Genomic DNA, 15,489 nt, shown 5'->3' with positions numbered 1-15,489 from the left:
AAATAGGGACTCTTCCTGAAACAGTTTCTGCATCGGCTTTTTTGGGATAATCTTCGTGGGTCGATTGTAGTTTTTAAACTTTTAGTTAGTTTCACTGGATACGCGCCATTGATTGATGATCAGATTCGTGAAAGCCCTTAGTCTCAAAACCCTTGTAGGAACCCTTTTGGTATTGCTCACCTGTAGCTTGCATGCGCAGGAGGTGATCGATGGTATGGTGGATTTAAGGAATGATTCGGAGGAGGTATTGAGTGTAGACCTGGACGGTCAGTGGCGGTTTTTATGGAATGAGCTCACCACAGAGCCGGTGAAAGGAGGTGAATTGGTGAAGTTTCCAGGGCTGTGGAACGGAATGGAGGCTACTGATGGTAAGCCTCAGGGCTTTGGTACCTATCAGCTCACTGTCTTGCTAGACCCTGCTCGTAAGTTTGCCATCTATACACCCGCGGTTTACTGTTCTTATGAGTTTTATATCAATGGGCACCTGGTAAGCAGCAATGGTAAAGTAGGCGCTACTAAAGAAACTTCCAGACCTCACTGGAGACAGCTTACTGTACCGATCGACCCTCGGATTCTTAAAGATACCAATACCTTCAATCTGCAGGTTTCTAACTTTAGACATGCCAAAGGTGGTCCTCTGGAAAGTATTGTTATTGGTGACCAGTCACACCTTACCAAATATCAGCATTATGTGTATACACTAGATGCTATCCTCACCGGGGCACTGATTATGGGAGGGTTGTTTTTCCTGGGGCTATACTTGTATGGGCGTAGGCAGCCAAGTATTCTCTATTTTTCCCTGTTTTGTCTCACTTTTAGCTATTACATTTTTGGCAGTGGCAATTACCTCATGCACTGGCTTATTCCAGGTATACCGTGGATCATCACGATCAAAATGGAATATGCTACGGTGTATTTGGTGACCATTCTCCTTACCAAATACACTTACAACACCTACCCTGAAGATGCTCCCAAAAGGTGGGATCAGGTGATTATTGGTTTGTCGTCGTTTTTTCTGGTAGCAGCTTTGGTGTTGCCTCCGGTGTGGTTTACGGCATTGCATGATTACTACCTGATCTTGGCATTTGTGTTGATCATTTTGGCGTTTTATGTCTATGTGTTGGCATTTATCAATAAACGGACGGGAGCTGGTTATGCCCTGATCAGTACGAGTATGATATTGCTGGTGTTTACAGTGCGTGCCCTGCATCAGTTTGAGTTGCTGACAGTGCCGGCTTTTGTAGTGCCACTCGGCTACATGGTGTTTTTCTTTTTACAGTCAGTGACTACTTCACAGCAGGTGGCTATCGCCTGGCGGCAGGCCAAAGAAGAAGCGGAGCAAGCACTGCAAACCAAGTCGGAGTTTTTGTCTATCATGTCGCATGAAATCCGCACGCCCATGAATGCGGTCATTGGGCTTACGCATCACTTGCTGGACAGTCACCCACGAAAAGACCAGAAAAAGACCCTGGACTCATTGAAGTTTTCCTCGGAGAATCTACTCCGGTTGATCAATGACATTTTGGATTATAACAAACTAGAGTCTGGCAAGCTGGTACTGGAGGAAGGGTATTTCAACCTGTACACCCTCGGGGAAAACCTGGTGGCAGGGTTTCAGGCTCAGGCAGGAGAAAGGGATACGGAGGTTACTTTTCACTACGACGAAAACCTGCCACTGATGTATTTTGGTGATGCCGGGCGCCTCACCCAGGTGCTATCGAATCTCCTCAACAATGCGGTGAAATTCACGGAGAAGGGGAGTGTAAAACTGAAGATAGAGCAGCAAGAACGCAGCCCAGACTCCATTGCGATTTACTTCTGTGTGGAGGATACGGGTATCGGGATATCAAAAATAGATCGGGCACGTGTGTTTGATAAGTTTAATCAGGCCAATAGCGGGATCACCAGGCGGTATGGTGGCACCGGTCTGGGGCTTTCCATCACAAAGAAAATCCTGGAACTGCAGGGTGTGGAGATAAACATGTGGAGTGAGCTGGGGCAAGGGTCTCGCTTTTATTTTACCCTGCCACTGAAAATAGCCAAAGGTTACCGCAAGCCCGTCACCCGTCCAGGCATACTGGATGATCCACTCAATAAAAAACGAATCCTGCTTGTGGAGGATAACAGTATAAATGTGATGGTAGCCAAAAGATTTTTGGAGAAGTGGCACTGCGAAGTGGAGGTAGCAGGAAATGGTGTGGAAGCACTGGATTGCTACGAAGAGGATAAGTTTGACCTGATATTGATGGACTTGCAAATGCCCGAAATGGACGGGTATGAAGCTACACGCAGGTTGCGCCAGCAGGGTGCCAGGCTGCCGATCGTGGCCTTGACGGCTACTGTGTTGGCTGATTTTCAGGAAAACATGACCTCTGTGGGGTTAGATGATTTTGTAGTGAAGCCTTTTCACCCTGATCAGCTTCATCAAAAACTCATCAAGTACCTGGTGGATCAACCGGTGAAATAAATCCAAAAAGTAGAAAAGGCTGAGGGCACCACTCGTGGCACCCTCAGCTTAAGTATTACATGTCTTTTTTAGCTATTTCGGGGACCACTCCCATGTTGTACCAGGCAAAGGCATATTTGTCTGCCTCCTGATCGATCTTTTTGGAAATAGGTGTGCCAGCTCCATGGCCTGCATCTGTTTCTATCCGGATGAGTACCGGATTGTCTCCTGCATGAGCGGCTTGAAGCCCTGCTGCAAATTTGAAAGAGTGCGCCGGAACGACTCTATCGTCATGATCAGCTGTGGTCACCATGGTGGCGGGATAGCTTGTGCCTTCTTTTAGGTTGTGTACCGGTGAGTAACCCAGCAAGTAATCAAACATTTCTTTGGAGTCTTCAGATGTGCCATAGTCTGAGGCCCAGCCTGCTCCAGCTGTAAATTTATGATAGCGCAGCATGTCCATCACCCCTACAGCAGGAAATGCCACTTTCGCCAAATCAGGTCGCTGAGTCATCGTTGCACCCACCAGTAGTCCACCATTCGATCCACCTGCTATTGCCAGGTAATCTGAAGAGGTGTAGCCTTCGCTGATTAGAAACTCTCCAGCAGCTATGAAGTCATCAAATACATTTTGCTTTTGCATCTTGGTGCCGGCCTTGTGCCATTTTTCTCCATATTCGCCCCCACCGCGGATGTTGGGTTGTGCATACACACCGCCATTTTCCAGCCAAAGAATGCGTGAGGTGCTGAAGGTTGGTTTGAGGCTTACATTAAAACCTCCATAAGCGTACAAATACGTGGCATTTTTACCGTTTAGCTCCAATCCTTTTTTGTGCACTATAAACATAGGAACTTCGGTGCCATCTTTGCTCGTGTAAAAGACCTGTTTGGTCACATAGTCTTCTGGATTAAAGTCGATCTCAGGCTGCTCGTAAAGGATGGATTCGCCAGTAGTCACATCATACTTAAAGATGGAGCTCGGGTAGGTAAATGAAGTGAAGGTGTAATAAAGCGTCTCATCCGACATTTTGCCTCCAAACTTATAAACTGCACCGATGGCAGGAAGCTCTACTTCGCGGATGCGGTTGCCGTTTAGGTCAAATTGCTGCACTACAGATTGCGCATCTTTTAGGTAGTTGGCGAAAATATATCCTCCACCTGTGCTGGTGGATAGTACATTTTCTGACTCTGGAATCACATCTTTCCAGGTGTTTGTTTCAGGATTTCCAATGGAAGTTTCCACGATTTTGTTGTTGGGAGCGTCCTGGTTGGTTTGAATCAGGATGCGCTCTCCGTCTGTGGAAACGATGTACTCGTCGGTCTCCATGTTGTTATCCACTGTGAGGATTTTTCCTGCCGGGTCTTTTAGGTCTTTGATGAAAAGCACATTGCCACTGGTGCTACTTGCAGCGCTGATTTGTAAGTAGCGATTGTCTTCCGTCACCGATCCGAAAATGTATCGGTACGGCTGAGCTTCCCCGCCAAAGACCAATTGATCGTCCGATTGAGCTGTTCCCAGCTTGTGGAAGTACAGTTTGTGAAACTGCGTTTTGCCAGAAAGCTCGCTACCGTCTTTCGGCTTGTCATATGAGCTATAGTAAAAGCCTTCATTGCCGTACCAGGAAAGGCCGCTAAACTTTACATTGTGAATCGTGTCTCCCACCAGTGCTTTCGTTTTGGTGTCCATCACGAGGATTTTTCGCCAGTCGGAGCCACCTATAGAGATGGCATAAGCAAAGAGACTCCCATCCTCGGTAAAACTGGATCCACCCAGAGAGATGGTGCCGTCTTCCGAAAATTTGTTCGGGTCTAGAAAGACTTCCGCCTCGCTATTTGCGTCTTTTCGTCGGTAGAGGACACTTTGGTTTTGTAGTCCATCATTTTTGGAGAAGTATTCCCACTCGCCATATTTCTCGGGTGCAGATACACGCTCATAGTCGAAAAGCGTTTTTAGTCGGTTCTTGATTTTGTCGCGGTAGGGGATATTGCTCAGGTAGGCATTGGTTACCTGGTTTTGGGCCTTTACCCATTCGGCAGTTTCTTCTGAGCGATCGTCTTCCAGCCATCGGTAGGGGTCTGGTACTTCTGTGCCAAAGTAGGTGTCTACCGTATCTACTTTAGCTGTCTCGGGGTACGAAAGATTTTTTGGAGCGTCCGAAGTGTCGGATTTAGGGCTGCAGGCCATAGTTAGCCCCAGTACCCACAGGGGTAATGATCTCTTCATGGTTTCAAAATGTGTTTAAATCGATCGGAATTTACGATCAAACCAACTGAAAACCATGAGGCAGCGCAAGCCCTTACACGAGCGGTTGCGCTGCTTTATGAATTGTCCTTAAGGTCTTGTGATTAAATCAAAACCGGTATATGGCTGAAGTACTTTTGGTACGCGAATGCCGTCAGCGGTTTGGTTGTTTTCCAGTAGAGCTGCCAGGATTCTCGGTACGGCCAGCGCAGAGCCATTGAGTGTGTGCGCCAATGCTTTTTTGTTGTTGGCATCCTTGTAGCGCAGCTTCAGTCTGTTGGCCTGGAAAGTCTCGAAGTTTGACACTGAGCTCACCTCCAGCCATTTTTCTTGTGCTGCAGAGTAGACTTCAAAATCGAATGTGAGGGCAGAGGTAAACCCAAGATCTCCACCGCATAGGCGCAGAATACGATAAGGAAGCTCCAGGTTTTTGACCAGCTTTTCTACATGGGCGACCATTTCCTGTAGTACGTCGTAGCTTTTCTCCGGATGCACGATCTGCACGATCTCCACTTTGTCAAACTGATGGAGTCTGTTGAGGCCACGAACGTGCGCTCCCCAGGAGCCGGCCTCCCGGCGGAAGCATGGAGTATAGCCTGCATTTTTGATCGGCAGCTCGTCTTCTTTTACGATCACATCGCGGTAAATATTAGTGATAGGTACCTCGGCTGTAGGGATCAGGTACAGATTAGAATCAGTGATGCCGTACATCTGTCCCTCTTTGTCGGGTAGCTGGCCGGTGCCATAGCCACTGTCTTCATTGATGACAATTGGTGGCTGCACTTCCATGTAGCCCGCCTTTTGCGCTTCATCCAGGAAGTAGTTGATCATGGCGCGTACCAGGCGTGCACCTTGTCGCTTGTAGATCGGGAAGCCAGCGCCAGTTACCTTATTGCCTAGCTCAAAATCGATGATATCGTATTCGGAGATCAGGTCCCAGTGCGGTTTCGCACCATCTGCCAACTTCGGGGTGTTGTCGTCTACTGTTTTTACTACCTCATTGTCATCCTCGCTCTTGCCGGCGGGCACGGACTCATGCGGGATGTTGGGGATCTGATAGAGACGGTCCAAAAGCTGGTTTTGCAAGCTGGTAAGTGCTTCACCAAGTGTTTTGCTTTGCTCTTTCAGCTCGGCCGTTTGCGCTTTGGCAGCCTCTGCTTCGTCTTTTTTACCCGTTTTAAAAAGCTGACCTATTTCTTTGGCCAGCTGGTTGGACTTGGCTTTGATGTCATCAAGTTGTTGTTGGGTCTTTTTGCGGTCACCGTCCAGTGAGATCAGCTCCTGCAATTGCTCTGCGGCATTGGTGAGGCCTCTTTTTTGGAGTCTTTCCACAAAAAGGTCAAAGTTTTCTTCTACTTGAGCTACTTGTAACATCTGCTAGATTTTTTTGAGTTTGCAAAGTAATGATGCTTAGGCCAATAAAGGAAATACCACGTGCAAATATTGCCTTTGGAACCACCAGGCTAGTTTTTTAGTTGTTTATTTGTGAAAGATTGGGCGTTCGCCTATACTTGTGGTGCAATTCAAGTGGAGACCCACTTAATTTTTACCCATTTCGACATTTTCGTTTATCAAAACCCGCTCATTCTGACCAGCGGACCAGTTAATTAAACCCACAATTTTGATTTATGTACACTTTAGATGATTTGAGTGTCAGGCTCCTCTCTGAACTTAGGGAGATTGCTGAGGATCTCGGTGTGAAAAACGCCAAGAAAACAACCAAGAAAGACCTTATTTACGAGATATTAGACAAGCAGGCAACGATGCCTGATAGTGAGATCAAAAAGCTGAAAAAAGACGACAAGAAGTCAGCTCCTGCGGCCGAAGAAAAGCCTGCTAAAAAGCCCTCCAGAAAGCGTGAAAACGTAAAAAAAGCTGCGCCCGCAGCCAAGAAAAAAGACGAAGAGCCAAAAGCATCACCTAAAAAAGAAGAAACTAAAGAAGCGAGCAGTAGTGCACAAGACCTACTAAAATCGCTGGATATAGAGCTGGACGAAACGGTAGAAAAAGCTAAGGCAGAAACAATCTCGGCTGACAAGCCTGCACGTGAAGACCAAAAGCCTCGCAAGCGCCGAGAAAATGCTGCCGAAAGCAATGACAACAAAGGTCAGAAAGAGCAGCCCCAGCGTGAGCAACGTGAGCAACGTGAACCTCGCGAGCCTAGAAAGGACAATCGCAATGAACACAAAAGCAAAAAGGCTCAGTTTAACGAAGAGGTAAAAGAGTTTGACGGAGTGATCTCCAGTGAAGGTGTGCTGGAAATCATGCAGGATGGCTATGGCTTCCTCCGATCTAGTGACTACCACTACCTGGCTAGCCCTGACGATATTTATGTGTCTCCTTCACAGATCAAACTTTTTGGTCTGAAGACAGGTGATACGGTAAAAGGACAGATTCGTCCTCCAAAGGATGGTGAGAAGTATTTTGCGCTACTGCGTGTAGAAAGCGTAAACGGAAAGACAACTGAGGAAATCAGAGACCGTGTGGCTTTCGAATACCTTACTCCACTTTTCCCTGAAGAAAAACTGAAGCTGAGCAGCAAGCCAGACAATTACTCTACGCGTATCCTCGACCTCTTTGCACCTATAGGTAAAGGGCAGCGGGGGATGATCGTAGCACAGCCAAAGACTGGTAAGACGGTATTGCTCAAGAATGTGGCCAATGCCATTGCAGAAAACCACCCGGAATGCTACCTGATGATCCTTTTGATCGATGAGCGCCCTGAGGAGGTTACGGACATGGCACGCTCGGTAAAGGCAGAAGTGATTGCTTCTACCTTCGATGAGCAGGCTGATAAACACGTAAAAGTATCTAGCATTGTGTTGGAGAAAGCCAAGAGAATGGTAGAGTGTGGACACGATGTAGTGATCCTGCTCGACTCCATCACTCGTCTGGCACGTGCATACAACACTGTAGTGCCTTCATCAGGAAAGATCCTATCGGGTGGTGTGGATGCCAATGCGCTCCACAAGCCTAAGCGTTTCTTCGGAGCAGCGCGTAACGTAGAAAATGGTGGCTCACTGACCATCATCGCTACGGCACTGATCGAAACAGGCTCTAAGATGGATGAGGTGATCTTTGAAGAATTTAAAGGTACGGGTAACATGGAGCTTCAGCTGGATCGTAAGCTGGCCAACAAGCGTGTGTACCCTGCGATCGACGTGCCGGCTTCTGGTACGCGAAGAGAAGACCTACTCATGGATAAGGAAGAACTCAGCCGTGTATGGATCCTTCGTAAGTTTATGTCTGACATGAACAGCAACGAGGCGATGGAATTCCTACTGAGCAAGATGAAAGGAACGCGCAACAACGACGAATTCCTCATCTCGATGAACGGCTAGTCCATACGCTAACATCACTAAAAGAAAAACCGGGCAACGCCCGGTTTTTTGCGTTTATAGCCATATAGTGCCGGTTATATAAGGATAGCCGGGGAGTGGTGGGTGTCAGGTGTTTTTACTACCAAAACCAAACACCTACTAAACATGAAAAGATCAACCTCCCTACTTGCAGCGCTATGCATGGCGCTTTGTATGCTGTCTTTTGACTTGTATGCTCAGCTCACCACACCTCGGCCGAGTCCAGCTGCGGAGCTGACGCAAACCATTGGGCTTACAAAAGTTACGGTCAACTACTCGCGACCACAGGTGATCCGCGGTGCCAATGACCGCACCGGACAAATCTGGGGCAATCAGGTGCCCTACGGACTAACGGCTAATAATTTCGGTAATCAAAAACCGATGCCCTGGCGAGCAGGTGCCAATGAAAATACGGTGATTACGTTTTCTACGCCTGTAAAAATTGAAGGCAAAGCAATCGCAGCGGGCAGCTATGGGCTGCACATGATTCCGAATGCAGATGGCACGGTGCAGGTGCTGTTTTCCACCAACACCACCTCGTGGGGTAGCTTTTGGTATGAAGAAGCAGAGGAAGTATTGCGGGTATCCGTCAAAATGGAAGATGCTCCTTTTACCAATGTGCTCACCTATGATTTTGTAGCTTTTAGTCCGAATACAGGTACACTGGCGCTAAGCTGGGATGATAAGCGGATTCCTATCCAAATCAGTGTGGATCAGGAAACTACGCTGGCCAATATTCGCGATCAGCTGCGAGGAGTGATTGGCTTTGGGTGGCAGGGGCCACTAGCGGCTGCCAGCTACTGCCTCAATAACAACATCAACCATGAAGAAGCTATCGGCTGGGCAGACCGGGCCATAGCAGCCAACAGATCCGGGCAAACGCTTGGAGTAAAAGCAGCACTGCTTTTCCAGGTGGGAAATAATGAGGAAGGAGTGAAAGTAGCCGATGAAGCCAAAGAAATCGCTAACGTAAACGAACTCAACATTCTGGGATATCAGCTGATGGGGGCTAAGCAGATGGATAAGGCTAAAGAGTTTTTCCTGCTCAACATCGAGCGAAACCCCGAGGTAGCCAACTGCTACGACAGTATGGGAGAGTGCTATGTGGCCATGGGGGATGAGAAAGCCGCGATTAAGATGTTTAAGAAATCGCTGGCGATGAATCCTCCAGCTAATGTGAAAGCCAATTCGATTGCGAATTTGCAGCGGCTAGGAGTGGAACAGGCGGAGTGAGGGACTGTGAAGTTGTAATCAAAAAAGGATGCTCGAGAGCATCCTTTTTTATGAAGAACGAAAATCAGGCAATATAAGGGGCGTTTTAATCTCCCAATATTTTGTATTTGTTTGTGCATCAATCAATTTATCTGGAGAATTGCTTTAGGAAGTTTGTATGTCTGATATTTGATTTAGTACTCTGGATTAGACTTTTTTTTAATTTACTTTTCTACTTTTCCATTGATGAAAAGTAGCAAAAATCTAGGGCTGGGTTCATTTCTTAACGATTTTCCAAATGAAAATCAGCAAATAAATAAACTCGCAATTACGATTGCTCCCTGATTTTGATGTTAAGCAAATGCTCAAACAATATTTATTTGTTACCTGATTTCCATCTGTAAAACCTAAAATGAACCAAGGCCCGTCCTTCAATAAATTATTTTAGTCGTCTGGTTTTGGAATGGTCTTCGTGTTATAACATTTCCAAACACTTTTTCAGGCTGGTGCGCCAGTGGGGGATGGCGATCCCGAAGGTCTTTTTAAACTTCGTCTTGTCCATCACGCTGAAGTGGGGCCGCTTGGCGGGAGTAGGGTATTCCTCAGTAGGAATTGGCTTGGCCACTACCGAGAGGCTTTTGTACTCAAACACCGCCGCAGCAAAGTCGTACCAGCTGGCTACTCCCTCATTACTGTAGTGGTACAGGCCATAGGCTGTGTTTTTGGTTTTGATCACGGCTACAATCACCTCTGCCAGATCGCGGGCATAGGTAGGAGTGCCTACCTGATCAGCAATGATGCTCAGCTCGTCTTTGGTTTCGCCGAGGCGGATCATTGTCTTCACAAAATTGGCGCCGTAGGAGGAGTACAGCCACGAAGTGCGAAAGATGAAATGCTTCTCCCACGTATCACGGATGGCATTTTCTCCATTGAGCTTGGAGAGGCCATAGTGGCTCAGCGGGCTGGTGAGGTCGTTTTCCTGCAGGGGCAGGTGCGTCACGCCATTAAACACAAAATCTGTAGAGATATGTACCAATACCACATCGTGGGCCTTGCACAGATCTGCCAGGTTTTGGCTGCCGGTCACATTGATGGCGTCACATTTTTCCTTTTCCTCTTCGGCTTTGTCCACCGCCGTATATGCCGCACAGTTGATGCAGTAAGCAAACGCGGTGGCCTTGAAAAGCTCACCGAGGCTGTCTGCATTGGTGATGTCTACCTCGGGATAGTCTGTAAAATGAAACGTAAGGTTTGCTTCGGTTTTGGCCAAAGCCTGTAGCTCTGAGCCTAGCTGTCCGCCGGCTCCGGTTACGAGTATGTTCATAGTTTTCCTTCTGCGTAATCAGTTAGGTATTCGTATTTTGGCGTAAGCTGCCCTTTGAGGGTGATCGTCGCACGCTCTATTACTTTTTTGCTGTCGTCACCCAGTAGCTCGGGGAGTACATTGTGCACCAGCTCGTTGCCAAAGCTCTCCGAAGCATCTCGTGGGAGCTCACATGGCAGGTTGTCCACGGCCATCACGGTGATGTTGCCTTCGTCTGAAAAAGGTGCCTCTACTTCATCATCGCTGGGGTTGTAGTCGTAGATGGGGTCCTCTATGGTGCTCGGTTTTTTCGTGCTGGGGATGGAGCCTTCTATGTCGCAGGTGATATCGGCGATTACTTTGATTTTGAAATCATTGCGCAGGATGTCCTCACGGGTGAACAGCACCGGAGCTTTTGGGTCCCAGAAGGCTGCCGCTACCAGCAGGTCTGCGGCCTGGGCAAACTTGAGAAAGTCTGATTCGTAATTTTCCGGTGTGCTGTAAAACTCATGACGGCTAAAGTTACTGCCTACCTTGTGGCGGTGGTAGTCACGGGTGTTGAGCTGTGTGAATACCGGCCCGTCATATTCTTTTTGCAAAAACTCTCCGGGAGATACCTTGCGGATGCCCATGCCGTGGAGCACTTCCATAGCCCCTTTGGCTACACGCCCACCGCCAGTGACGGCTATCTTGTTGGCCGGGAGCTTCACCTTGGTGTATTCGGTTTTGAGCTCTTCCAGGTCAAAGCACTGGTGTGCAGGCTTGAGGTCGAAAAGGTTGTACCGGCGGCCATAGGTCAGTACGCCATTGTAGGCCCCTACGATACCCGCCCAGCGACCAAACGCAATGATACGCTTGCCCGACTCATCGGTAAGGGTCTCATAGTCGATCAGGCGGATGTTTTGGTCCAGGATATAGCGCAGCAGCTTTTGGTTGTAAGGCTGCTTTTTGATGGTATGCGAAAAGAAAAAGTACGTTTTCTCATCGATCAGTTCGGGGATGGGTACCTCTTTTACGCCAAGTAGAATGTCACAGTCGCTGACGTCATCCACCAGCTCGATGCCTTCTTTTTCATAGTCTGCATCAGAAAAACACCGGATGTCCGATCGCTGAGCGACTACTTCCACATTGGGGAAAGTCTGCTTTACCTGACGTGCCTGAAAAGGGGTGAGGGCCACGCGCCGATCGATGGGTACTTTGCCTTCTTTGATAAGTGCGATTTTCACTGCTGTCATTGCTGTTTTGTGTTTATGCGCTTGAGTTGGGGCAAATGTAGGCAAATGGAGCCTTTAGACGATGGAATGTAAGGGGTTAGTATTGCGGTGGGGATGATGAGGGGATTTGGTGAGTTTGGGTTTTGTCATACTGAGCCTGCCGAAGTATAGGACAAAACCCAAAAACGTTAGACAAGCATTCACTACCTCCACCTACCCGCATTTACACTCCATTCCATTTGATACTTTGCTGGTAGGGCCATAGATTGCCGTCATGCATTACCTCATATTGATCATCGGGGCATGGGCGGGCTACTTGCTGCTGCACAGCCTGCTGGCTGCCGACCGCATAAAGGCTGCCGTGCCACTGAATGCACAAGTCTATCGGCTTTTCTATTCGCTCGTGAGTGTGGCGGGACTCCTCGGCTTGCTCTATCTGATGGCGCTGGCTCCGGCCAAACTGCTATTCACTCCTCCTGGCTGGATGCGCTATGGGGCCATGATCTTTGCTTCGTGGGGCGTGATCATCGTGATGGTGTCTTTTCGGCACCTGTCTATGCTGAGTTTCCTGGGACTGAAAAAAGAACCCGCCACCGGACTGGTGCGGGAGGGTATCCACGGCTATGTGCGCCACCCCATCTATAGCGGGACGATCCTGGTGCTGATAGGGATGGTGGGCTACCACCCTACGGATGTAAATGTAGCCACCGTGCTTACGGTGTTTGCCTACCTACCGCTGGGCATCCGCTGGGAGGAGCAAAAGCTTCTTAAACAATACGGCCAAGCTTATGAGCAGTACAAAAAAGAAGTCCCGGCGATAGTGCCGGGGAGGGGGTAGGGTTAAGCAGGGTAAGTTTGCCTTGTGATTGAATCTCCTAGAATATCTGCGTCACATTTTTCGATGACATACTCTGGAATATGGTCAAATTTTATAGGATCCAATTGACATATGAGTTCATTTTCAATGTGAAAAGTCTCATTAATAAATTTCCTTAAGACATCAGGGGTCTCTTTTCCTTCATTAAGAATCCGATAGATGTTCAATTTAACGTAGCCACTTGAAGCTTTAGAGTAAATTTGGATAAGTTTACCCCTATCTTTTAAAGCATTTAGAATGTCGTTATAATCAAATTCTGGTAATTCTTTTACAATTCCTTCTACTCCAGATTCGTATCTTTCAGGTGATAGTTCTTCTGTCTTGTTAACAGTCAATTTCCCCAACTCCCTTAAATGAATAAGATTTGACAGAACTTGATATTCATCACCTAGATTATCTAGAATTTCAAAGTGTCGTCTTAGAAAGATTACTTTCAAAACAATGTCACTGTCTGACTTAAGGTAATCTTTACAGATTTTAGCGAAGGTTTTTAAATCTTTTGATTTAATGGGGGTCTCCGAGAGAACTCCAGATGAATTCCTTATAAATTTTGCATGTGAAAACCCTTGGAAATCAGTTAAGATTTTAACGCAATCGATCAATGGGTCTATATCATGAGTAAGCATTAATACAGTGCGTCCCTTCAAGCATTGGCCCTTTTCTCCTCTAAAAAGTTTGTGTAAAATGGCATATTTTTTATTCTTATCAAATGAAGAAATGGGGTCATCGAGTATTATCAAGTCTGGGTTTTCATGCAAGGCCAAATACATAAACAAGATTATAGCGAATGCATTTTTTTCACCAAAGCTGAGGTGCTGCTTTGCTTGAGTGAGCGGTGATTCCGATTCAATGTGTTTGAGGTGGAGTTTGTAGCTATTGAATTCGTCTTTTGATATTATAACCTCATACCTATATCCTCCGCTAGTTAAGAATGAGTTAATAGCATCTTGTCGTTTTTGAATTATTTTCCCAAGAGTTTCATTTTGAATTCTCAAGAAGGCTTCGAGTTGATTGGTCTTCTCAAGAAGAACATTGATTGAGTTATTAATTGCTGTAACTATTTCTTGTGTAGTTTGGGAGTTGAATTTATCAAAATAGTTTAGATCTATCGTCAAGTTGTGTAGTTGGTCTCGTAGGTTACCTTCACAATCCAATGAATTGGCGGAAATTTCTCGGAGAGAAATTAGTTTATTTAATAGCGTGTCTATCTGATTTTTGACTTCTATTATATATTGTTCTTCCTCAGGGTTTAGTTGACTGCTTTTTGTGGTTATCTTTCTCAACGATTCTTGTGCAATTGGAGAAAAATAGTCTCCCAACTCATTCAGTGCCTCTGTAATTATTAAGAATTTTTTAATAACTGACTTGTCATAATTATTAGATACCGCTTTAATGGTTTCAATTTTGTCTGATGTCGAAGATGTGCAATAAGGACAGTTATCTGAAATTTCTAGAAAGTCACTTCCTTTAAGTTGCCAATTTAGCCATTCCACACACTTGCTATTCTGGATAAGTGGCGTGTAGCCGGATAGTTCTTTAGGTATGTTTTCAATTTTGTTGCCATTTTTCAATCCTTTATAAAGGGGGGATGATTTTGATAAACCGTTTTTTGTAGATGCGAAACTTGTTGATAGCCGATCAAAAGCGTCTATTATTCTATCCAGTTCCTCATGCTCTGAGAAGGTTGCTTTGATTTGTTGAAGTAATACTTCAATTTTCTCTGAATATGCATTGAACTCGGGTGTTTTGATGAGAACTTCATAACTATTAGTCAAGAGTTCATCTTTGGTAAAAACAAATTGTTTTAAATATTCCTCGTTAAATACAAGTACACTTCGAATTTCGGAAGGTAGATTTACAGAAGGTTGAATTTCTTCATCATCAAATGAATGAAATGGTTTTAGTTCTTTCTGAAGACTACCTTCGTTATCAATTTGTAGTGAAATTGCACTTGCGATTGTGCTTTTTCCTGTGCCATTTATCCCGTACTTTATATTCAAGGATTTTGGTTTCAGAGAGATTTCACCCGATTTAATATTGTTGCAGTTCTCAAGTTTTATTTTTATTTCATTCATAGTTTTTGGGAATTTGCCCCCGAGCCTTCACCCGGGGGAGGTTGAGATTCATAGATGATTTAGTGTTGGATGTCGGGCTCTGGCTCGGTGGCAAAGCTTCGGCTTACATTCACGGACATGCCGCGGGCATTGAAGTAGTCCTCTGCAAAGTCCGGCTCCAGGCGCTTGAGGCGCATCATGAGCAGGTCCAGCTGATTGGCCAGCAGTTGCTGAGTTTCTCGGAAGAGCACATTGAGTGTCTTGTGTGCCCGCTTGGAGGCGGCTTGAGTCCCACCATGTAGCTCACTTACGTCCTGAAACTTACTGCTGAGTTCACTGAGTTTGGCTACATCTTCCGGCATGATCAGGTACATGGCCAGTGATTCCAGATGAGCAGTGAGCTCCTCTTCCAGTACGCGCGACAGGTTGAGCGCATCCTCATCTTTGGCATAGCGGATGTCTGAGTAGTGGATGTCAAACACGCCTTTGAGTTCGTTATTGTCCTGCTCTTGCGCATAGGCCATGGCTGCAGCAGCCAGCTCCACGGCGAGCTCTGCCAGCTCTCGCTTTAGCTTGGCTTTGCCTTTAGACAGGCTCGTGCTATCTACCACCGTAGCTTTGGCATGTTCTTCTATCTGTGACACGTTGTGCTTAAAAGCATCTGCGGCTTTTTCAATTACCGCGTATTTGTTGGTTTCCACAGGGTAGTTGTTTAAGACTCCCAGGATGTCACGATACTGATTGAGGTACTTCGTTTGTCTGTCGTTCATGATTTGTAAATT

10 protein-coding genes are annotated in these 15,489 nt (G+C 46.5%); 4 read left to right on the top strand and 6 right to left on the bottom strand.

What is annotated here, in order from left to right; genetic code table 11:
* Window positions 1-115: 115 nt before the first annotated feature.
* Window positions 116-2,467 (top strand): response regulator, encoded by a 2,352-nt coding sequence (locus tag C7460_RS02075; RefSeq protein ID WP_115866393.1) that lies wholly within the window; start codon window positions 116-118, stop codon window positions 2,465-2,467.
* 55 nt (window positions 2,468-2,522) lie between these two features.
* On the opposite strand, the gene C7460_RS02070 is transcribed toward C7460_RS02075, so the two are convergent.
* Together C7460_RS02070 and serS are read right to left on the bottom strand one after the other, a co-directional pair.
* On the bottom strand, window positions 2,523-4,670 hold the full coding sequence (locus C7460_RS02070; protein ID WP_115866392.1) for a prolyl oligopeptidase family serine peptidase: 2,148 nt from the start codon (window positions 4,668-4,670) through the stop codon (window positions 2,523-2,525).
* 108 nt (window positions 4,671-4,778) lie between these two features.
* The gene (serS, locus tag C7460_RS02065) at window positions 4,779-6,062 is read right to left on the bottom strand and encodes a serine--tRNA ligase (protein ID WP_115866391.1); all 1,284 of its coding nucleotides are present in this window, start codon (window positions 6,060-6,062) and stop codon (window positions 4,779-4,781) included.
* 254 nt (window positions 6,063-6,316) lie between these two features.
* On the opposite strand from serS, the gene rho reads away from it, so the two are divergent.
* Together rho and C7460_RS02055 are read left to right on the top strand one after the other, a co-directional pair.
* Complete coding sequence (rho, locus tag C7460_RS02060; protein ID WP_115866390.1) at window positions 6,317-8,029, top strand: transcription termination factor Rho; 1,713 nt, start codon at window positions 6,317-6,319, stop codon at window positions 8,027-8,029.
* A gap of 144 nt (window positions 8,030-8,173) precedes the next feature.
* The gene (locus tag C7460_RS02055; RefSeq protein WP_115866389.1) at window positions 8,174-9,280 is read left to right on the top strand and encodes a DUF2911 domain-containing protein; all 1,107 of its coding nucleotides are present in this window, start codon (window positions 8,174-8,176) and stop codon (window positions 9,278-9,280) included.
* Between the two features lie 454 nt (window positions 9,281-9,734).
* Here the strand turns inward: C7460_RS02055 and rfbD are convergent, their stop codons facing one another.
* Both rfbD and C7460_RS02045 read right to left on the bottom strand, forming a co-directional pair.
* Window positions 9,735-10,583, bottom strand: coding sequence for a dTDP-4-dehydrorhamnose reductase (gene rfbD / locus C7460_RS02050; protein ID WP_115866388.1), 849 nt, complete (start codon window positions 10,581-10,583; stop codon window positions 9,735-9,737).
* On the bottom strand, window positions 10,580-11,797 hold the full coding sequence (locus C7460_RS02045) for an NAD(P)-dependent oxidoreductase (protein ID WP_115866387.1): 1,218 nt from the start codon (window positions 11,795-11,797) through the stop codon (window positions 10,580-10,582). The genes rfbD and C7460_RS02045 overlap by 4 nt, the downstream gene beginning before the upstream one ends.
* A 253-nt stretch (window positions 11,798-12,050) precedes the next feature.
* Here C7460_RS02045 and C7460_RS02040 point away from each other — a divergent pair, with 253 nt between their 5' ends.
* Window positions 12,051-12,614 carry a methyltransferase family protein gene (locus C7460_RS02040; protein ID WP_115866386.1) on the top strand — a complete coding sequence of 188 codons (564 nt, stop codon included), beginning with the start codon at window positions 12,051-12,053 and terminating at the stop codon, window positions 12,612-12,614.
* Window positions 12,615-12,616: 2 nt separating this feature from the next.
* Here C7460_RS02040 and C7460_RS02035 read toward each other — a convergent pair whose 3' ends face one another.
* Together C7460_RS02035 and C7460_RS02030 are read right to left on the bottom strand one after the other, a co-directional pair.
* A complete protein-coding gene (locus tag C7460_RS02035) occupies window positions 12,617-14,728 on the bottom strand; it encodes an AAA family ATPase (protein ID WP_115866385.1) in 2,112 nt (703 codons plus the stop codon).
* A gap of 59 nt (window positions 14,729-14,787) precedes the next feature.
* Window positions 14,788-15,477: a hypothetical protein gene (locus tag C7460_RS02030; RefSeq protein WP_115866384.1), complete on the bottom strand. Its 690-nt coding sequence runs from the start codon at window positions 15,475-15,477 to the stop codon at window positions 14,788-14,790.
* Window positions 15,478-15,489 lie beyond the last annotated feature (12 nt).

It is taken from the genome of Marinoscillum furvescens DSM 4134 (assembly GCF_003386095.1).
Classification (GTDB): Bacteria; Bacteroidota; Bacteroidia; order Cytophagales; family Cyclobacteriaceae; genus Marinoscillum; species Marinoscillum furvescens.
Note: the sequence above shows the minus strand (reverse complement) of the source record. Positions and strands in the feature narration are given on the sequence as shown.

What these genes read in the sequence shown, in the direction of transcription:
- C7460_RS02075 (WP_115866393.1), top strand. Translation starts at nt 116, where the DNA reads ATGATCAGATTCGTGAAAGCCCTTAGTCTCAAAACCCTTGTAGGAACC.
- C7460_RS02070 (WP_115866392.1), bottom strand. Translation starts at nt 4,670, where the DNA reads ATGAAGAGATCATTACCCCTGTGGGTACTGGGGCTAACTATGGCCTGC.
- serS (WP_115866391.1), bottom strand. Translation starts at nt 6,062, where the DNA reads ATGTTACAAGTAGCTCAAGTAGAAGAAAACTTTGACCTTTTTGTGGAA.
- rho (WP_115866390.1), top strand. Translation starts at nt 6,317, where the DNA reads ATGTACACTTTAGATGATTTGAGTGTCAGGCTCCTCTCTGAACTTAGG.
- C7460_RS02055 (WP_115866389.1), top strand. Translation starts at nt 8,174, where the DNA reads ATGAAAAGATCAACCTCCCTACTTGCAGCGCTATGCATGGCGCTTTGT.
- rfbD (WP_115866388.1), bottom strand. Translation starts at nt 10,583, where the DNA reads ATGAACATACTCGTAACCGGAGCCGGCGGACAGCTAGGCTCAGAGCTA.
- C7460_RS02045 (WP_115866387.1), bottom strand. Translation starts at nt 11,797, where the DNA reads ATGACAGCAGTGAAAATCGCACTTATCAAAGAAGGCAAAGTACCCATC.
- C7460_RS02040 (WP_115866386.1), top strand. Translation starts at nt 12,051, where the DNA reads ATGCATTACCTCATATTGATCATCGGGGCATGGGCGGGCTACTTGCTG.
- C7460_RS02035 (WP_115866385.1), bottom strand. Translation starts at nt 14,728, where the DNA reads ATGAATGAAATAAAAATAAAACTTGAGAACTGCAACAATATTAAATCG.
- C7460_RS02030 (WP_115866384.1), bottom strand. Translation starts at nt 15,477, where the DNA reads ATGAACGACAGACAAACGAAGTACCTCAATCAGTATCGTGACATCCTG.